This window comes from Thalassotalea sp. G20_0, from assembly GCF_017744175.1.
Lineage (GTDB): Bacteria > Pseudomonadota > Gammaproteobacteria > Pseudomonadales > Endozoicomonadaceae > Endozoicomonas.
This window is the reverse complement of sequence record NZ_JAGHQV010000019.1, coordinates 57,952-76,857: the sequence shown is the minus strand read 5'-3', so window position 1 is coordinate 76,857 and position 18,906 is coordinate 57,952. Positions and strand designations below refer to the sequence as shown.

Annotated in this window: 16 protein-coding genes; 9 read left to right on the top strand and 7 right to left on the bottom strand. The window is 48.8% G+C overall.

Going from position 1 to position 18,906, the window contains the following annotated elements; translation table 11 throughout:
* Positions 1-61 precede the first annotated feature (61 nt).
* The 6 genes from J7438_RS13040 (at position 62) to J7438_RS13015 (ending at position 5,505) form a co-directional block, all read left to right on the top strand.
* Positions 62-736, top strand: a complete 675-nt coding sequence (locus J7438_RS13040; protein ID WP_209201892.1) for a hypothetical protein — start codon at positions 62-64, stop codon at positions 734-736.
* A 488-nt stretch (positions 737-1,224) separates the two neighbouring features.
* A complete protein-coding gene (locus J7438_RS13035) occupies positions 1,225-2,439 on the top strand; it encodes an aspartate aminotransferase family protein (protein ID WP_209276879.1) in 1,215 nt (404 codons plus the stop codon).
* A gap of 198 nt (positions 2,440-2,637) precedes the next feature.
* Positions 2,638-3,897, top strand: a complete 1,260-nt coding sequence (locus tag J7438_RS13030) for a hydrolase (RefSeq protein ID WP_209276878.1) — start codon at positions 2,638-2,640, stop codon at positions 3,895-3,897.
* A 97-nt stretch (positions 3,898-3,994) separates the two neighbouring features.
* Positions 3,995-4,234, top strand: a complete 240-nt coding sequence (locus J7438_RS13025; protein WP_209276877.1) for a type II toxin-antitoxin system Phd/YefM family antitoxin — start codon at positions 3,995-3,997, stop codon at positions 4,232-4,234.
* Positions 4,231-4,671 (top strand): type II toxin-antitoxin system VapC family toxin, encoded by a 441-nt coding sequence (locus J7438_RS13020; protein ID WP_209276876.1) that lies wholly within the window; start codon positions 4,231-4,233, stop codon positions 4,669-4,671. Before J7438_RS13025 ends, J7438_RS13020 begins: the two co-directional genes overlap by 4 nt.
* Positions 4,672-4,689: 18 nt before the next feature.
* Positions 4,690-5,505, top strand: coding sequence for a DUF1338 domain-containing protein (locus J7438_RS13015; RefSeq protein WP_209276875.1), 816 nt, complete (start codon positions 4,690-4,692; stop codon positions 5,503-5,505).
* A 256-nt stretch (positions 5,506-5,761) separates the two neighbouring features.
* Here J7438_RS13015 and J7438_RS13010 read toward each other — a convergent pair whose 3' ends face one another.
* The 5 genes from J7438_RS13010 to J7438_RS12990 all read right to left on the bottom strand — a co-directional run bounded on the left by J7438_RS13010 (position 5,762) and on the right by J7438_RS12990 (position 12,690).
* Positions 5,762-7,672, bottom strand: a complete 1,911-nt coding sequence (locus J7438_RS13010; protein ID WP_209276874.1) for an acyltransferase family protein — start codon at positions 7,670-7,672, stop codon at positions 5,762-5,764.
* A 93-nt stretch (positions 7,673-7,765) separates the two neighbouring features.
* Positions 7,766-9,184: a lipopolysaccharide kinase InaA family protein gene (locus tag J7438_RS13005; protein ID WP_209276873.1), complete on the bottom strand. Its 1,419-nt coding sequence runs from the start codon at positions 9,182-9,184 to the stop codon at positions 7,766-7,768.
* A 33-nt stretch (positions 9,185-9,217) separates the two neighbouring features.
* Complete coding sequence (gene rfaP / locus J7438_RS13000) at positions 9,218-10,018, bottom strand: lipopolysaccharide core heptose(I) kinase RfaP (RefSeq protein ID WP_209276872.1); 801 nt, start codon at positions 10,016-10,018, stop codon at positions 9,218-9,220.
* On the bottom strand, positions 10,019-11,158 hold the full coding sequence (locus J7438_RS12995) for a glycosyltransferase family 4 protein (RefSeq protein WP_209276871.1): 1,140 nt from the start codon (positions 11,156-11,158) through the stop codon (positions 10,019-10,021). It lies immediately after the preceding gene.
* A 470-nt stretch (positions 11,159-11,628) separates the two neighbouring features.
* The gene (locus J7438_RS12990; protein ID WP_209276870.1) at positions 11,629-12,690 is read right to left on the bottom strand and encodes a hypothetical protein; all 1,062 of its coding nucleotides are present in this window, start codon (positions 12,688-12,690) and stop codon (positions 11,629-11,631) included.
* A gap of 410 nt (positions 12,691-13,100) precedes the next feature.
* Between J7438_RS12990 and astA the strand changes: the two genes are divergently transcribed.
* The 3 genes from astA to astB are packed head-to-tail and all read left to right on the top strand — an operon-like array spanning position 13,101 to position 17,040.
* On the top strand, positions 13,101-14,156 hold the full coding sequence (astA, locus tag J7438_RS12985; RefSeq protein WP_209276869.1) for an arginine N-succinyltransferase: 1,056 nt from the start codon (positions 13,101-13,103) through the stop codon (positions 14,154-14,156).
* 25 nt (positions 14,157-14,181) lie between these two features.
* Positions 14,182-15,663 (top strand): succinylglutamate-semialdehyde dehydrogenase, encoded by a 1,482-nt coding sequence (astD, locus tag J7438_RS12980; RefSeq protein ID WP_209276868.1) that lies wholly within the window; start codon positions 14,182-14,184, stop codon positions 15,661-15,663.
* A 36-nt stretch (positions 15,664-15,699) separates the two neighbouring features.
* Positions 15,700-17,040 (top strand): N-succinylarginine dihydrolase, encoded by a 1,341-nt coding sequence (astB, locus tag J7438_RS12975; protein ID WP_209276867.1) that lies wholly within the window; start codon positions 15,700-15,702, stop codon positions 17,038-17,040.
* A 126-nt stretch (positions 17,041-17,166) separates the two neighbouring features.
* On the opposite strand, the gene J7438_RS12970 is transcribed toward astB, so the two are convergent.
* Both J7438_RS12970 and J7438_RS12965 read right to left on the bottom strand, forming a co-directional pair.
* On the bottom strand, positions 17,167-17,808 hold the full coding sequence (locus tag J7438_RS12970) for a glutathione S-transferase family protein (protein ID WP_209201880.1): 642 nt from the start codon (positions 17,806-17,808) through the stop codon (positions 17,167-17,169).
* Positions 17,809-17,989: 181 nt separating this feature from the next.
* Positions 17,990-18,682 (bottom strand): RING finger domain-containing protein, encoded by a 693-nt coding sequence (locus tag J7438_RS12965; protein ID WP_209276866.1) that lies wholly within the window; start codon positions 18,680-18,682, stop codon positions 17,990-17,992.
* Positions 18,683-18,906 lie beyond the last annotated feature (224 nt).

Here is an 18,906-nt window from a genome sequence, read left to right as displayed (position 1 = left end):
AAAGTGATAGAAAAAAACTATCAACTAATCTTTAGGTAATGGCCAAAAAGGAGAACGTGCTATGTCGTCGTCACTGACGGATCAGATCAATAACCGCCCATTCCAACCCGACCCTGTTAAAGACCCGCAGATAGGCCCATCAGTTCAGGCGGCTGCCGAAGATAAAGTTGAAACCAGCTATACCAACCAGCTGACTGAGCTCCCCAAAATGCTGGAGATGGATTTCGATAAAGTAGAAAACCTGTTGGCCAACCTGTCGGCTGCAAACCCATTTCGCCCGGATATGGCGCTTGGCAAGCAGCCCGAAGTGGCCGTTATCGATGCCAGTAATAGTGTTCAAGAAGCCCCTGTCGCCCCGGTTGGCGCTGCGGTGGATGCAAGCCAGGTTAGCCAACTGAAGCAAGTGAATGCCGCTCTGGCAGAGTATGATGTGCGACTTCAGCAGGTATTTGATGCAATGGCACTTTCCCGTTCAGGGGTAAAACCGGACCTGCAAAACATGGGAACAGAGTATGAGCGCCTGATGACCTTTGTCCGTCAAACGGAATACCATTTAACTCAAGCGATCAAACTGATCCCGGAGACACTCCCGGAGAATACCGGTGAGTCAATGGCTCAGTTAATGCCCGAGTTCAGCCAGAGCCTGGTTCGCTATGACAGTGAGTTTCAGCAGATCTTCGGTGCTATTCAGCATGAATTAAAGCAGGCTGAAATTGCCAGCAAGCGCTTTCGCTGAGCCTGTAATGCCACTCTCTGCTAAGAGTGGCTCCAACTCCTTTACTCTCAACGTCATAACACCCTCGTGAATGAAGTTCTTCCGAGAAATGTATGCATCGATAACAAGTCCAAAAAAACCAGAGATCCGGTCATGCTGAGGCTAGTACGATCGTTTGCCAGCACTGCTGCTCTTGTCGCTGTCTGACTCAGTCATGTGGTCACCCATAGGCTGGACAATTTTTGGCGGCCTGCTGGTATCACACTGCTGACTCTGGTAGCAGTACCAGTACTTTATTACCTGTTCAGCAAAATGCAGGGGAGAACCGTATAAGAACGAAAATATACCCGTACAAACTCTTGAGGCTTGTGTAGAATTACTCGTATAAATTATAAAAGCGGGCTTTAGCCATTTGAGCAGCTATCCGAACAGGAATGAGCCGTTCGAACTACAGAGAATCACCGAAGCGGTAGAATTTCCCGGGCCCACTATAACCAGGAGGTAATAGCATGTTAGAGCACGCCGTTGATCGTTCAACCTTTAATCAGGTTATGGTTCCCAATTATGCGCCCCAGGCCATGGTGCCTGTGCGTGGGAAAGGGTCACGAATCTGGGATCAGGAAGGGAAAGAGTATCTGGACTTTGCCGGTGGCATCGCCGTCAATGCTTTGGGACATTGCCACCCGGCCCTGATTGATGCCCTGAAAAAGCAAGGTGAAGAACTGTGGCATCTGAGTAATGTTTATACCAATGAACCGGCTCTTGAATTGGCCCAGCAGTTAATCAACAGCACCTTTGCGGACAAAATCTTCTTCTGCAATTCCGGTGCAGAAGCCAATGAAGCCGCGTTTAAGCTGGCCAGAAAGTACGCGTACGATAACTTTGGCCCGGAAAAGCATGAGATCGTCTCCTTCTACCAATCGTTCCATGGCAGAACACTCTTTACGGTGACCGTAGGCGGACAAAAGAAATACTGTGAAGGCTTTGAGCCGGTTCCCGGCGGTGTTCTGCACACCACCTACAACGACCTTGAGGCACTCAAAGCCCTGATGTCTGACCGCACCTGTGCCGTGGTCGCTGAGCCTATCCAGGGTGAAGGCGGGGTTATTCCTGCTGACCCTGAATTTATCAAAGGGGTCAGAGAGCTCTGTGACCAGCACAATGCCCTGCTGGTTTTGGATGAAGTCCAGTCCGGTATGGGCAGAACCGGCCAACTCTTTGCCTACATGGGCCTTGGTGTAACACCGGACATTCTGACCAGCGCCAAATCCCTTGGCGGGGGCTTCCCGATCGGTGCCATGCTAACCACCAACAAAGTGGCGGAAAGTTTTGGTTTTGGTACCCACGGCAGCACCTACGGCGGTAACCCACTGGCCTGTGCCGTAGCCCTGGAAGTGATCAAAACCATTAATGACCCACAACTGCTTAATAACGTCAGTAAAAAGCATGACCGCTTCCGGAAGCATCTTGAATCCATAAACAGCAAATATGGCATCTTTGCCGACGTGCGGGGTAAAGGCCTGCTGATTGGTGCTGAGCTGGTCGAGAAGTATCACGGAAAGGGTAAAGACATTCTTGCCGCTGCAGCAGACGAAGGGTTGATGCTGCTGGTTGCCGGACCCAATGTCCTGCGCTTTGCACCATCACTTATTATTCCTGATGAAGACATTGATGAGGGTATGGCACGGCTGGAAAGAGCGGTTGCTACCGTGGTTTCCGCCTGAGGGTCTTTCAGATATAAAAGCCTTGAACCACAAAGACACGAAGACACAAAGGAAGTTTCGTTTGCCGAGCACAGCTCAGGCAATCCCATAAAAAACTTTGTGTCTTTGTGCCTTTGTGGTTCCCTTCTTTTTAAGGCCTTTCGTAACACCCTCTGCGCGGGAATGCATACCCGGACTAAAACAGAAAGAGAATATCGTATGGTTAAGCCAGCAAAAACGCTTCCCCCTGAAATTCTCCCCTGGCTGGATTTACTCAATAATCAACATGATGAAATGCTGGCCAGAACCATTGAACTGGCAGAAATAAATTCCGGCAGCCTCAACCGTGACGGTGTCAATCAGATTCTGGAAAAACTTCTGAAGCTGACCTCAGGTTTATCAAAAGACTATGAACGCATACCTGTAAACCCATGGGAAGTAATAAACGACAGCGGAGAAATCATTAAGCACCCACTAGGTGATGCATTAAGGATTCGCAAACGCCCCGAAGCACCTCTTCAGGTCTTTCTGTGTGGCCACATGGATACGGTTTTTCCAAAAGACAGCCCTTTTCAAAAGGTCCGCTGGCTGGATGATGACACCATCAATGGCCCCGGAGTGACTGATTTAAAAGGCGGCATTCTGGTAATGCTCAAGGCGCTGGAAGTGCTGGAGCAAAGCCCATGGGCTGAACAGATCGGCTGGGAAATACTGTTTAACCCGGATGAAGAAATTGGCTCTCCCGGCTCAGCCCCCCTGATTCAAGAGGCTGCACAACACGTCCATCTGGGCATGATCTTCGAACCCTGCTTTCCCGATGGCAACCTGGCCGGACAACGCAAAGGCAGTGGTAATTTTACCGTGGTCAGCCATGGCAAAGCGGCTCATGCAGGCCGTGAACATCACCTGGGGCGCAATGCCATTCGAGCCCTCTGTGATTTTGTTGCCGCCATGGACGACCTGAATGGTCAACGACCGGGAATCACCTTTAACCCCGGCTACATTCATGGTGGCGGCCCGACCAACATTGTGCCTGATCGCTGTATTCACAAGTTTAACATCCGTCTTGAACAACCGGATGATGAACAATGGTGCCTGGAAAAGCTGAACGAGATCATCGAAAGCATCAATCAGCGTGATGGCATTCAATTGAAACTGCATGGCGGATTTACCCGCAAACCCAAAGTGCTCAGTCCTGCCAATAAACAGCTGCTATCAATGGTCAAAAACATCGGGCATGAGCTGGGTATTCCCCTGGACATTAAACCGACAGGTGGTTGTTGCGATGGTAACAACCTTGCCTCAGCAGGGATTCCCAATATCGATACGCTTGGGGTTCAGGGAGGAGCGATCCACAGTGATCAAGAATATTTAAAAGTCAGAAGCCTTTTACCAAGAGCCAGGCTCAGTGCGGCATTATTATTGAGTCTGGCCCATGCCAGTGCACAGGGTGACTGTTTTGACTGGTTAAAACGATAAAGGCAAAAGCAAGACTTGCGGTAATGGTCTGGCATGAGAACACATAGACCAGAATACTGGTCTATAATACATCAAATGAAAATGCGGAGGCCAGGGTATGCTTGAAGAAATCGGTTCTTACGATGCAAAAACAAAATTGCCAGAAATTCTGCGTCGTGTTGAAGCCGGTGAATCTTTCACCATAACCAACCGGGGAAAACCAATCGCAGACCTGATTCCCAGCAAGGCGAAAAGTCGTTTAAAGGCACAATCTGCCATCGAAAATTTGCTCAAAGCCAAAAAGCCTCTTGTTTCTGAGAGTGACCTGACAGAGCTCCGGGAGCGTGGCAGGAAATGACCGACTTTATCCTGGATAACTCCGTTTCCATGCGCTGGTTGTCAGAAACCAACAAAAAGCAGGATCAGGCTTATGCAGAATCGGTACTCAGAAGCTTCTCACATTCCGACGCCCTCGTTCCCAACCTCTGGCATCTGGAAGTGGTCAATGTAACCCTGGGGTTGGAAAAACAGAATGAAATAAATACTGCCACGGCAGAAGGGTTTCTCGCCCAGCTGGAAAATCTGCCAATTTACGTTGACCCTTTGACGACGAATCAGGCGTTTAATCGCATTGCTACGCTGGCAAGGAGTTACCACCTGAGCAGCTACGATGCAGCCTACCTGGAACTCGCCATACGGGAAAACCTGCCTTTGGCAACACTGGATAAAATACTGCGCAAAGCGGCAATAAAAGCCGGTATAGCGATCTATCTGCCGGGTTCTGATGTGAAATAGTTTTGTTTCGGAGAGATTATGAAACTCACAATTCATGAGTTATTGGGTGCCATGTGGCAGGATTACCTGGCACTGACCCCGGACGCCAAACCTATCCACCAGCTATTTGCTGAACTGAATGAGGGCACGGTGGTCAATGACCACATTGCCCTGCGCACCTTCAATCTCGACCAGGTATCTCTGGATAAAATAGCCAAACCCTTTCTCGATGCTGGCTACCAGGCCGTGGATGACTATCAGTTCCCGGCGAAAAAGCTGTATGCCAAATACTATCAGCATAACGATGACACCCTGCCCAAGGTGTTTATCAGCGAGCTGAAAGTTGAGGAGCTACCCGGGCACTGCCAGGACATTATCAAAGCACTGGTATCTCAGGTGTCTGAGGAGTCTGTGAGTCAACAGGGCTTCTGCTATTCCGGTCGCCCATGGCATGTCAGTGAAGAGCAGTATCAAACGCTTGCCAGTGAAAGTGAGTACGCCTCCTGGGTGGCTGCCCATGGCTTTCGCCCCAATCACTTTACGGTATCCATCAACCATTTGAGTTCACACCCTGATATTCAAAGCGTCAATCAACTGCTGCTGGATAAAGGGTATGACATGAATACCAGTGGCGGGCTGATCAAAGGATCACCAGACGTATTGCTGGAACAATCCTCAACCCTGGCCAAAGCGGTGGACGTGACCTTTGATGACACCACCATGAAAGTCCCAGGCTGCTATTATGAGTTCGCCCGGCGCTACCCAATGGCCAGCGGTCAACTTTACCAGGGGTTTGTGGCGGCTTCTGCGGATAAGATATTTGAGAGTACGGATGTGGCTTCAGGCACCAGATAGCCGGTCAGCCGAGGAACCAACTGGCTATAACATAGGTCTTGACCAGGATAGTAGGGAAATGGCAGTGAAAAAGGCTCATTCGATCGAATAAGCCCGAAGGTAGGTTACCTTTGAATAAATTCTCTATTTGAGATTACAGCCCTTATTATCAATCAACTCCTTTGCATTCAATACAGGGAATGTATGGGATCATCCGGACAGCCTCCGAACACAGGGACAGTCGCTTGTTGGCCATCCCTGTGAAAAGACCGCATTTTCAGCTGGCAGACAAAGGATTACCAAACTGCTCCAGAAAACGCCGACCAATGATTTTTGAACCGGCATAGTTAAGATGGTTATCATCCCGATAGAGTGGGGTACCATCCAGAACCGTATCACAACGCTCCTCGTTGCACATGGCAGAACGGGGGTTAATCCAGCCAACCTGGGGATATCGGGCCTGAATAGTCTCTTTAAAGCGGTAGAAGTTTACCTGCTCACTCTCCACATCAGCCCTTGGCACAGTGCAATCCCGTTGATTCTTCAGCAGACAGTAGGCAAAACTGTTGGATGGGAGTCGGAATGCATCTTCAATAACCACTACCCTGTGCCCTCGTTCGAGCAGCCAGCGGACAATATTCTCAAAATAGCCCTGATATTGATCGCTGGCCAGATAGGCAGTCCACCAGGCGGATAGAAAAATAGTCATTGGCTCGCCATGATCAAGATAATCCTGCAGAGCCTGGTTACGTTTTACTTTTCTCTCATCTCCAGTAGCAACCGTGTCTTCTGCCAGGATAAACGGCGATGAGGCCTTGGTAACCAACAAGGTAGTTATCCCCTGCCGCTTACTGAGTTCCTCGACAAAACCAGCCATGGCTGTTGCATGGGAATCCCCCAGCAACATGGCATCAGGCTTTTTGCCAGGTTCCTTTGCTCCAAGCAGGCAATGCCCACCCTGATCAAAGCTGACTGCATCCCCATCAAAACAGGGATCAAAAATATCTCCGGCATCCTGCTGATTGATCACCCGATACAGTTCACGGTTCTTTTGTGGTATGCGAAAACTGATATCATCAGCGACACGAATCGTCACCTGCACAGCCCAGATAACGATAGCTGGCAACAGCATCATTAACAGAAAAGACTTTTTCAAAGACCAGTCTTTATAACGAAGCTTCGATTCCACAAAGGTATAGCTGAACCAACTTAATACCAGACTTGCAGCAATCAACAACAACTGGTTAGTCAGGTCCAGTGGAATCAACTGATTATTCAGTATTGCTACCAGAGGCCAGTGCCAGAGATAAAGCGAATACGACAAAGCCCCAAGGTAAACCAACGGTGTAGAACCAAGCAGTCGTCCAGCCAGAGCATTACTGTTATTAAGGCCTGCATAAATAACCAAACCGGTACCGAGCACTGGCCACAGAGCGTTATAACCAGGAAACAATGAATCTTTGGTCAATACGAATGCACTGCCAATAATCAGAGCCAGGCCAGCCAAAGAAAGAGCATTGGAAGTCAGGTCATTCAGCCGGGGCAGACGGTTGCCAAACAGAGCCAGTCCGGCTCCCAGCAACAACTCAAACAAACGGGTCGTCAGCAGAAAATAGGCAGAATCAGGTGCAGCGTCAGTACGGTAAATGGAGTAGCCAAAAGTCGCCAACCAAAGCGCCAGAAAAACCCAGGGTGCTGCTGAGCGATTCAAATACCGGTAAACCAGAACCAAAACGGGAGGCCAAAGAAAATAAAACTGAAATTCAACAGCCAGGGTCCAAGTATGCAAAAGTGGCTGAGTAGCTGCGTCTGCAGAAAAATATTTGGCAAACTCGTCAATAAAGTAAAAATTACTGTATCCGATCAGGGAGTAAAGCCAGCTCTTTGAGAAGATATAATACTCTTCATCCATGTAGATAGGCGAGATCAGCAGAAAAACAACAAACGACATCAGCAGTAAAGCCGGTATCAATCGCTTTATACGTTTGCTGTAAAAATCGCTGAATAAGAAAGTACCTGCTGAAAGCTGTTTCATTAGCAGGTTACTCATAACAAAGCCGGTTATTACAAAAAATACATCAACACCAACGTAGCCACCGCTGATAATACTGAACTGAAAATGATAAAGCAGTACGAGGGCTGCGGCGATAAAACGGAGGCCGTCGATGTCTGGGCGGTATTTATACATCTTAAATAGATATCACACAGGCGTTAAATCATAGTTACTACTGCGAGAATTGCCGAGTAATCTTTTTGAATAGAAATGACTGCTTTAGGGCATTTAGCGGCAAAAAAGTCCTGCTGCAATTGAGTGCACAGGCCAGTTTCTATTAAATCTTTCTCGATCTTTATTCAGCAATTTCTCTGATTTTTCTTCAGAATTTAAAATAACCGTCTGATCCAGATCAATGACCAGAAGACGGTGATCAGTAAGCATAAAATTAGTCGCCTTCATATCCCCATGAAACACCAATCCTTCCTTAAGGGTTGACAGTATTTCAATCAGAGCCTGAGCCCTTTTTTCTGCTTCCGGGGTAATTTCTGTCAGGCTGTTGAAGTAATGCAGTGCATCCTCTGCCTCAACATACTCCGTGACCAAATAGCTGCATGTTACAAAGGGCCCAAATCTATGCTCCAGTAAAGCTAACGGCTTTGGAGTATCAATTCCCAGCAGGCGCAGCAGGTAATGGGCTGCATACCAGGCATTTCGGGCACGGGATTTTCTGAAACCACGGAAAAACTGGTGCAGCCACCCTTTTGTGCTTTTATAGCGTTTAACAAACACTTTTTTACCATCATCCAGGGTAACGATGGATACTGTGTTAGTGCTGCCCCTTTTCAGAACATGACCAGCATTGATAAACCTGTCTGGTGACGCCAGAAATGTGGTTAATGCTTCACTGAGTTCTACTCTGTCTATCACCTGAAATTTGCGAAAGCCGGACTCTGCGACAAAATCGGTACAGGTCCTGAATACTTTTTCCAGATAACGCTCCCGCCACTTTCTTCTCTTCCGAATAGCTTGGGCAAGGCACTGTTCGTCTATCCCGTCGAGAGGATGGATAGATTGATAAGCAGGCAGACACTGAAGAGAAAGATGATCAAACCGTGGGAACAGGACAGAAAGAAAAAAGGCCAGATTGTCCAGCGCCGCTGATTGAGAAATCTGTACACTCTCTCTGTGAACACCACCACCATCAATCAAAAACAACGTCTGATCCACTATCAGGAAATTATCCAGATGCGGGTCATTATGAAGGATATTGTACTGATGCAACTGGCCGACTGTTTCTACGACCTGCTTAAGCAACGCCAGGCGTTGATCATCACTGAGATTCGTCTGCCATACTTGCTCAAGAGATTGGCTGTCCTCAAGAAATTCGGTAGTTAACAGGCCAAAATCCTGAAGCTGCCGGGTTTCAATCAGAGCCGGAGTATTAATTCCTGCATCGGCAAAGCTTTTAAGGCCCGCGAGTTCACGCTGCAAATGTCGTGTCGCTGAACTTCCTGTAAAGAACTTTGCCAGAACAGTTGCACCGTCCACAATCGCTCTGACTACTAACCGTTTGCCTGGCAGAAAACGCAATACCGCATCAATCAGGATCTGCTGCCCGTGAATATCCAGAATAGAACCATTCCGGGGCGCTTCTTTCAGGTTCGTCAGCTCTTCCAGTGTGTATGAAAGTTTCCCTGTGGTCATTCCCTTCTCTCAAATAACGTCGAATACAACCGGTTACTGTCGTGCTTTTCTGGCCATGCGCTGATAAAGCTTGTGGGCTTTTCTGGTAATCTTCAGCCACATGGGTAAATGCCGCTTTAATGCTTCTCTTAATGGCAGACCGGTATAGGTTTTGATAAAACGAAAGATATCCCTTTGGGTGATACCAATGTCCATGGCTGAATAGTAGAGTCCGGAAAGGTCCTTGATCACCCAACGTAAAGGTGTCACATCTCGCAACTGGGCTCGATGGAGGTCAATCAGATAAAATGTCAAATTGTCCGGATCCGGTATCTGCCGGTCAGGCATCATAAAGTGACAAAGATAATAATCCCGATGATTAATACCATTGCCGTGCATTTTTTTACTGATCTCTGCCAGCTTATCAATCATGGCCAGTTTTAACCTGAATGCCGGTGGCTTCACTGACCAGGGCTTACAAAAATCTTCCAGCGTGATCATATCCCTGAGTTCTTCAGTGACCAGAAACGAACGCCGGGTTGCGGGATTGCTGCCAGTTTCGCCAAAAGCTACCGGTGTCATGGTAGTGATCCCAATGTCGTGCAACCGGTTCAACGCTTCCCACTCATTGCGGGCACCCAGCACCGGTTTGCGTAGACGAATAAGGTTTTCGATGATTTCAAACCACCCAACACCACCATGTACTTTGGCAAAATACCCCTGGCCATTCAGCTCAAAACGAAAGGTTCTCCGTGCTTCCAACGCCCGATAGACGTCACCATCCATGTTTTCCAGCAGCTGCTGAGGATCCTTGCCCTGCCAGGCTTTGTTAAAGTCATCTCTCAGATAAAGCACTCAGCAAGCCCCCTCTGCCCACTTCTTTTCTGCCCGGACAATAATCAGCTCTGCTGCACACTGGGGCAGGCTATACAAATCGGTAGTTTTACTGAAGTTAACAGCGTTCTCAGACCATTGTTTGCGCTGTTCAGATAACAACATCTCACTGACTGCCTGATTTAGCGCATCCTGGGAAAAGGGTGAACGAATTACCCGCCCGGCATCAGCCTCAAGAATATAATGGGCATAGCCACACACATCCGTCGTTAATACCGGAAGCCCTGCTACCAGAGCTTCCAGCAAAACGGTCCCGGTGTTTTCGTTGTAGGCCGGGTGAATCAGCAGGTCGGCTCCCAGAAGAAATCTTGGGATATCATCCCGGCCTTGAAAAAACTGAATCTTGTCAGTAATGCCCAGGTGCTTTGCCATCGCCAGAAAAGGTTTCTGTTTATCCTGACCAATAATAAAGAAACGAGTGGACTCGTTAAGTGGTTCAGGCAATGCAGCAATGGCTTTCAGAGCCCGGTCCAGACCTTTGGTTCTGAACCCCGAGCCCACCATCAATACCAGCCGGTCATCATTGCCAAGGCCGAACTCCTGTCGGAACGCCTCTCGAATAGTGTCCGCATCCGCTGGCCGACAGCGATCTTTTGCGATACCCGGCGGTAGCAGTTGCAGGCGTTCATCGGGTGTCTGGTAATAGCGTTGAAACTCGGGTTTTTGCAGGGCAGAAATCAGCAACGAAACGGTTTTGCTGTCTTTGCCAAAAACCGCTGCTTCCAAAGCACAGTACTGTCTGTAGCGGGCGCTCAGTTTATAAAGCCAGAATCTGCTGTCTGATTTGGCTTTATAACAGGTGTCTGCGGCATAATAGATATCCAGTCCGGGCATTTTATTAAAACCGGTGAGGAGCACCTTCGGCTCGCTGCTCAACGACTGCTGTACCTGCTGACAGAAGTCAGCCATCTTTTTGTGATTAGTCAGCCCTTTAACCGGCAGTAGACGTATATCAAAACCGTCCGGTCTATCACCTTGCCAGCTTGTGGTATAGACACGGATACCATATCCACGATGTTTGCACTCACTGGCTATTCGCAGAAAGTCCCGCTGCAGTCCGCCATAGGGAAAATATTTATACAGTGCAAAAGCAAGTATCATGATGTCACGCTGTCCTGAAACAATCAGCCGAAGAGCCTGTCACACTTAAGTCCGACAGGCTCCGAGAGTATCCGTTGGAGGATCGACACCCAAAAGCACACTTCCCCCACGCTACCGCCCGTCGAATTTAAGGCGCTATACCGAAACAGCCTGATTCAGATATTTGAAGCCCCCAGCACACTGGATTGTTAAACAACCATCAGGGTTAACCTTTGGCTTAAACCGCTCAGACAGGCTCTACATATAAAACCTGATATGTATTATGTATAACAACTGCATAAGCAGCTATATCACAGTGAAATGGGCTGGTATTTAATGACATATGGTCAGTCAAGTGAAGCAAGGGATTCTACCGCTATCGCAGATCATTGCAATAAGTGGAGAGACTGACACCATTAGCCTGATACTAACCTTTTCCTCCTGCAAATAGAGGTCTGAAAGCTGTATTTACCTGTGTTTTTATTATCGCATCAAGCCACAGATACAAGGTCAGCATTGTCATTAGCTCTTCTCAAACGTGCCGCCGCCCGATCAATCTCATTGATATCCTGATCCCTGTAGCGTTCATAATCATTCAGGGCCTGTCGGTAGCCAGCTTCAATCTGCTCAGGCGTCAGTTCACCCTCAGCCGGTAACCCCAACAAATTCCGGTCTATTCTCTCTTGTTCCTGAGCCTGATGAACCAGCCTTGCCTGAATCTCCTGCCTTTTTGCTTCCCGCAAATCCCGCTGCGTGACAAATCGATATAATTGTTCCTGAGCGTGTTTGACCAGACTCACCTCCCGGTCAAAGAGTTCTTGTGGTAGTCCAGACTGCGCTTTCTCATGGCAACGGGCTTCTGCCGCCTGATATATAGTGTCTTTGGTAACTGCCTCTATATCCTGATGAATACTCAGTAGCTGTATTGCTGCACCGATATTCTCGGGAGGTGGCATGGGAAAATAATTCGACGACTCTGTGTTCCCAACCAACCTGTCTCTGATAGAGCGATTAATAAAGCTATCTTTATGGTAAAGACGCCCCTCATTCATTTCATGATTGGAGAGAAATACAAAATCCAGGGCTACCTTGGCGCATCCCAGAAACCTCAGGCTAAAGGCAATGCCTGCGGCTACCGCTCCCGTAGCCAGAATACTGTAGGGAGACAGAGTGATTAACGAGGTGAAAAAACCAAGTAAGCTGCCATAGACCCCACCAACCACCATTCGACTGCCAAAATACGTCAGTTTATTTTCATCACAGCGTTCTCCCTGAAACGGCAAGTGTCTCAGCCAGCGAAAGCTCAAAAAATCCCCAAGAACAGGCAGATCCTCTATCGGGAGTCTGTCTAATAGTACGGGCAGGCGATCCGTTGGAAACTGATCCCTTGAATAATATCGCAGTACGGCCTCCCCTATCGCTTCACAAGCCATAATAATGATGCCGGTCAGGGCCGATTTAAGAATGATCGGCAAGGCCATCATACCAACCATAAAAGTAGCGCCAGCCATTGCCCAGACAGCGAGATAGCCGGCCCAGTTGAATGCGTCCATAGCATGCCACATGCTCGTTTCTACGGCACAGACAACCCTGCTGAACAGCGACTTACAACGCTCAGTAAAAGAGAAGGGGTCTTTTGTTATATAGGTTCCATCAGGCTCGCCAGGTGCAATATTGCTACTGGCAATTGCAGGCTGCACAGAAGAGGACTCACTCGGCTCACAGGGCCGTGGAACCACAGGCAAAAGAACGGGTGACTGAATCATAGGTGTTTTTGGTGAACTGTTTTTACCACTAACAAAGTGAGCGAAACGGTATCATTTCCTGAATTATTGAAGCTAAACTATAGGTGCATTTTTTCTCTTTGCAGGGTCTTTCCATCAATAAAAGTTGAGGTAACATTTCCGGGTCTCTTTGTGTCGCGATAACTAACTGACTATTAAAACAAAGGCAAAGTCTGACTATGATTGTTATTCGTCCCATTCATGAGCAGGATCGTGAGGCCCTCTGGCAAATCGCCAACCAGACGGGTGCCGGATTCACCTCCCTGCAACCTCACCGTCCCATGGTTGATAATAAACTGGCATGGGCACTCACCTCCTTTAAGCAGGCTTCGCTGGCAGCATCGCAGGAAACAGGTACTTCTGCCGCAGAACCGAAAAATAATCTCTATCTGTTTGTGATGGAAGATACCGAAACCGGTCAGGTTATGGGCACTGCGGGTATTGAGTCCGCCGTCGGACTTGAGGCTCCCTGGTATAACTACAAGGTGAGTAAACAGGTTCATGCCTCACAACAACTGGATGTCTACACCATGGTGGACACCCTGATGCTCTGCAGTGACCATACCGGCTTTTCAGAGCTTTGTACGCTCTTTTTGCTGCCGGATTATCGTCACTCCAAAAACGGTACGTTTCTTTCCAAGAGTCGCATGTTGTTTATGGCAGCCTTTCCAGAGCTGTTTGCTGAAGGCCTCTTTGCAGAAATGCGTGGCTACTGTGATGATCAGGAATTTTCCCCTTTCTGGGAAGCCCTTGGGCGGCACTTCTTTGCGGTGGACTTTGCCGAAGCTGATCGCCAATCCACCGTCGATAAAGCGTTTATTGCCGAGCTGATGCCTCGCCATCCAATCTACACCAATTTGTTGCCGGATGAAGCCAGGGAGGTCATTGGTGTTACCCATGAAAGCACAACGCCTGCCCGACATCTGCTGGAATCTGAAGGCTTCTACTACACTGGCTATGTGGATATTTTTGATGGAGGTCCGCTACTGGAAGCCAGAGTCAAGGATGTACGCTCAGTAAGAGATTCACGACAGTACAAAGTTAAAATTGTTGAGAACAACACAACGGATCAGCGCCGCTGGCTGATGGCCAATAGTGAGTTGAAAGACTTTCGCTGCATCATGGGCCATCTTTCCTACGAAGGACTGGAGTTTGTCATGATCACTAAAAAGCAGGCATCAGCGCTTAACATTGAAGAAGGCCAATTGCTGCGGGTAGTGCCTTTATCCAGCTAGTCAACGAATTGAGAGGATTAAGACCATGCCAGACACAAATGAACAACAATGCCTGTTTATCAATGGACAGTGGCTTAAGGCAAATGGTAAACCCTTTTCATCCGAAAATCCGGGAACAGGCACTGTGCTCTGGCAAGGAGCCAGTGCCACCGCAGAGCAAGTAGATCAGGCAATAAGTGCCGCCCGGGAAGCCAGTCATCATTGGGCCTTTCGCCCATTTCAAGAACGAGAGGCGTTTATTAAGGCGTTTGCCAGTGAGCTGGAGCAGAATAAAGAGGCCCTGGCAGAAATCATTGCCAGAGAAACCGGTAAGCCGCTCTGGGAAGCCAAAACGGAAGCGGCTGCTATGGCCGGGAAAATCGCCATTTCAATAAAAGCTTACCATGAGCGAACGGGGACCGTTGAAAATGCCATGCCCGTAGGAAAAGCTGTGATTCGTCACAAGCCACATGGGGTTGTTGCGGTATTTGGCCCCTACAACTTTCCGGGCCACCTTCCCAATGGTCATATTGTTCCCGCACTGCTGGCTGGCAACACCGTGGTTTTCAAGCCCAGCGAATTAACACCGGCCGTTGCGGAATACACGATAAAACTCTGGCAGCAGGTGGGAATACCCGACGGAGTTATCAATCTGGTTCAGGGAGAAAAAGAAACTGGCATCGCTCTGGCCGGGCACCCCGGTCTTGATGGTCTGTTTTTCACCGGCAGCTCAAACACCGGCAAGATGATCCACCAGCAGTACGGTGGACAGCCGGGTAAAATTCTGGCGTTGGAAATGGGCGGCAACAATCCGCTGATTGTCACCGAGATGGCAGATATCAAAGCCGCAGTACACGACACTATTCATTCAGCATTTATTACTGCCGGTCAGCGCTGTACCTGTGCCCGCCGACTTTTTATTCCCGCGACGCCCTGGGGGGATCAGTTTGTTGATGCGCTGACTTTAGCGGCAGCCAATATCAAAGTAGGTCAATGGGATGATCAAGAAGCGCCTTTTATGGGAGCGCTTATCTCTGAAGCAGCGGCCAAACAGATATTGTCAGCCCAGGAAACGCTGCAAAAGCTGGGCGGCAACAGCCTGCTTTTATCAACTCATCTTCAAGCGGGAACCGGGTTAGTATCTCCGGGTATTATTGATGTGACCAATATCAAAGACCTTCCCGATGAAGAATACTTTGGCCCACTGTTGCAAATTATTCGTTACGATCGTTTTGAAGATGCCGTTGCAGACGCCAATAACACCCGTTTTGGTCTCTCCGCCGGATTGTTCAGTGAAGCACCAGAGCAGTACCAGTTCTTTTTGCAGAGAATACGTGCAGGTATCGTTAACTGGAACCGGCCAATCACCGGTGCCAGCAGTGCCGCACCTTTTGGCGGCCCCGGTGACAGTGGCAACCACCGCCCCAGCGCCTATTTCGCTGCCGATTACTGCGCCTACCCGGTGGCCAGTGTTGAGTCGGAGTCACTGAGTATGCCCAAAGAACTGGCACCCGGGCTTGATTTGTAAACAGCCCCCATGGACTCAATGGTGAAGTAGTCAATAATGAAAACAATAGAAGCCAACTTTGACGGACTGGTCGGCCCTACCCACAACTATGCAGGGTTATCCCAGGGTAACAAGGCCTCAATCCATTATGCGGGCAAAGTAGCAAACCCAAGGGAAGCGGCTCTCCAGGGTCTGGAGAAAATGAAGGCGCTCAGTGAACTGGGCTTTGTCCAGGGTGTGCTAGCCCCTCAGGAGCGCCCGGATATTGCCACACTGAGAAGGCTCGGTTTCCAAGGCAGCGATTCACGGGTACTGTCTGACGCGGCGCAACAGATGCCAGCAGTTCTGGCAGCCTGTTGCTCCGCTTCCAGCATGTGGACCGCTAATGCAGCGACGGTCTCCCCCAGTGCGGACTGTGCTGATGGTAAAGTACATTTCACGCCCGCTAACTTAATCAATAAATTCCACCGCTCCATTGAGCATGACGTTACCGGGAAAATATTAAAATCGACGTTTAATAATCCGGACCACTTTGTTCATCATCAGGCTCTGCCATCCACCGAATACTTTGGTGATGAAGGGGCCGCGAACCACACCCGTTTTTGCCATGAATATGGCGAACAGGGCGTCGAATTTTTCGTTTATGGCCGGGAAGCATTTAACCCGCAAAGTACCTCACCACAGAAATACCCTGCCCGCCAGAGTCTTGAAGCCAGTCAGGCTGTCGCCCGTCTGCATCAGCTTGATCCAAACAAGGTGGTATTTGCCCAGCAAAACCCGGCGGTTATCGATCAGGGCGTTTTTCATAATGATGTTATCGCAGTCGGCAACCGCAACCTGCTGTTCTGCCATGAACAGGCATTTGTGGAGCAGGCTGCTGTCTATGAGTCATTAAGAAAGGCTTATGGGTCGCAGGACTTTCATATTGTTGAAGTGGCAGATCAACAGGTTTCAGTAGTGCAGGCAGTTGGGACTTACCTGTTCAATAGCCAACTGCTGTCGCTGGACAATGGCGGGACAATGATCGTTGTCCCCTCTGAGTGTGAAAATGAACCCGCTGTCTGGAATTACCTGCAAAGCATACTCAACGACGCAAGTTGCCCAATTACGGATCTGAAGGTTTTTGATCTGCGCCAAAGTATGAATAACGGTGGAGGCCCGGCCTGCCTGCGACTAAGAGTAGTATTAAACCACCAGGAACTGGCAGCGACCAATCAACATTGTCTGATCAACAACCAGCGCTTTGCCACCCTCAGCCGCTGGGTCAAAAAGCACTATCGTGACCAGTTGTCTGAAAAAGAGCTGGCCGACCCGCTGTTACTGACAGAATCCCGAACTGCCCTGGATGAACTGACACAGATTCTTAAACTGGGTTCGGTCTATCCATTCCAGAATTAATAGCCTTCAAGCGTATTTAAACAGGTGATGTTTACTTTTCCACCACAAAGACACCAAGGCACAAAGAAAGCTCTTCTCTGTGCCTTGGTGTCTTTGTGGTAAAAATAAAACTTTTTAATCCCGCAATCACTTACCGCCAAACACTTTTTTATCTTCTGCAATCCGGTGCGCCACGGCTGGATGCTGGAAAATCCGGTCAATATAAGCCGACAGCCCCGGATACTCAGCAGAGTCAATCTGGACTCCAGCATGGACAAGATTAATAAAGTGACTGGCCAGGGCAATATCAGCCAACTGAACCTCCGCTCCAAACAGAAAGTCAGTTTCCGGAACCTGAGATTCCAGATAAACACAAATCTCTGGCAGTTTGGTTTGTAAAACTTCCTGCACTTTGTCTTCGTCAGCAGGCTGGTTAATCAGCTTCTTGGCAACCCGCTCAAAAAAGACCGTTCCCAGTACCTGAAGCATCGCCGTATCGGCATACTCTTCAAACCAGCGGGCCCTGGCTTTTTCCTCAGGCGTCTTTGGGTAGAGAGCCTGTTCCGGATAACGGTCCTCAAGGTACTCACAGATCACCGAGGAGTCGGCAATCGTCACCTTATCATCTTCCCAGGCAGGAATTTTTTTCAGGGGACTGATTTTTTCAAAGCCTGCCGGTTTCATAAACGGGGTAACCGGCACCAGTTCATAGTCAAGTTGTTTTATTTCGAGAGCCAGCAGTACTTTTCGAACCATGGGTGACAGTGGCACCCCATATAGCTTACTCATGGTCACATCCTCTATGATTATTGTTTTCAACCAACCGCTATCCTACCTTTTACTCCAGCCTTTGCAATATCCAGAAAACCGGAACAGGATCTTTCCGCCCTTATAAAACGAGTCTCTGCGTAATGGGCAGAACACTAAAAAGCCTCTTTCCGGGCAATTTTCTCAGTGAATAGGAGAGGAATCACGGGCACAGATACCTGGTTAACAGAACTGCTGTACCATTAGACGCTGCTGCCATCCCCCCCCCGGCCATGCCATGGACGCCTGAATTAATAGCAGAGGCAAGAAGGCTGGAATTATCAGAACGTACCAAGGCACCAACAAAGAAGCCGACAAGGCCGGCAACGCCAATGCCAAGGGCTCCGCCCTTGCATATGGAAATAGCCAAACTGTGACGATTTTCGATAGGAGACAGGGGAGTATAACCAGGGGGGATTACAAAACCATTTAAAATAGGTCTGACTGCGATTATGCCGATGGAATATCCTGCCATCGTAGAAGGAGCATTCAGCTTATGAGGAAGGATTCGGGCAAAAGTGGGGATCAACCCACCTCCAGTGGTAAAGACCATGCTGCCAATTGCGTAGGGGTTGTCCAGGAAGGTAGTCCTGAAGTACGAGGCAGCAGCTGGCACTGTTCTGATCAAACGTCTGGTTATGGTGATATCCCTGTCATATATCTGAGTGGGGTTGAAGGGTGCCCGGCAGGCAGGGCAGGTCGGGTTGTTGCTTCCCCAGCGAATGATGCACGATCGGCCAAAAACGTGATGACAATTCAGGTGGACTGCATCATGGCCGGTCAGGGAAGTAAAATCTTCCAGACAAATCACACAGCGATTCATACTATTATTGGTAGGAACAGAGCTTATCTCCATCTATATTTTCCTGTTTTGGTTAGCCACACGCTGTTGCTCATTAACTGGGGAAATTGGCAATTTATATACGGATGCTTCTCAATCTGGACATCCTTTCCAGGAAATAGTTCAACGGTGATTCATTATTGCGGTTATTCCGTTTGAAGATATGGATATCTATGAACAAGAAATTAGCAAGGAGGATGCAATCTCAGGGGCAGATCAAGGATGGTTTTTATCGTGAT

Coding starts and splice junctions, on each gene's coding strand:
- J7438_RS13040 (WP_209201892.1), top strand. CDS start 62: ATGTCGTCGTCACTGACGGATCAGATCAATAACCGCCCATTCCAACCC.
- J7438_RS13035 (WP_209276879.1), top strand. CDS start 1,225: ATGTTAGAGCACGCCGTTGATCGTTCAACCTTTAATCAGGTTATGGTT.
- J7438_RS13030 (WP_209276878.1), top strand. CDS start 2,638: ATGGTTAAGCCAGCAAAAACGCTTCCCCCTGAAATTCTCCCCTGGCTG.
- J7438_RS13025 (WP_209276877.1), top strand. CDS start 3,995: ATGCTTGAAGAAATCGGTTCTTACGATGCAAAAACAAAATTGCCAGAA.
- J7438_RS13020 (WP_209276876.1), top strand. CDS start 4,231: ATGACCGACTTTATCCTGGATAACTCCGTTTCCATGCGCTGGTTGTCA.
- J7438_RS13015 (WP_209276875.1), top strand. CDS start 4,690: ATGAAACTCACAATTCATGAGTTATTGGGTGCCATGTGGCAGGATTAC.
- J7438_RS13010 (WP_209276874.1), bottom strand. CDS start 7,672: ATGTATAAATACCGCCCAGACATCGACGGCCTCCGTTTTATCGCCGCA.
- J7438_RS13005 (WP_209276873.1), bottom strand. CDS start 9,184: ATGACCACAGGGAAACTTTCATACACACTGGAAGAGCTGACGAACCTG.
- J7438_RS12995 (WP_209276871.1), bottom strand. CDS start 11,158: ATGATACTTGCTTTTGCACTGTATAAATATTTTCCCTATGGCGGACTG.
- J7438_RS12990 (WP_209276870.1), bottom strand. CDS start 12,690: ATGGACGCATTCAACTGGGCCGGCTATCTCGCTGTCTGGGCAATGGCT.
- astA (WP_209276869.1), top strand. CDS start 13,101: ATGATTGTTATTCGTCCCATTCATGAGCAGGATCGTGAGGCCCTCTGG.
- astD (WP_209276868.1), top strand. CDS start 14,182: ATGCCAGACACAAATGAACAACAATGCCTGTTTATCAATGGACAGTGG.
- astB (WP_209276867.1), top strand. CDS start 15,700: ATGAAAACAATAGAAGCCAACTTTGACGGACTGGTCGGCCCTACCCAC.
- J7438_RS12970 (WP_209201880.1), bottom strand. CDS start 17,808: ATGAGTAAGCTATATGGGGTGCCACTGTCACCCATGGTTCGAAAAGTA.
- J7438_RS12965 (WP_209276866.1), bottom strand. CDS start 18,682: ATGGAGATAAGCTCTGTTCCTACCAATAATAGTATGAATCGCTGTGTG.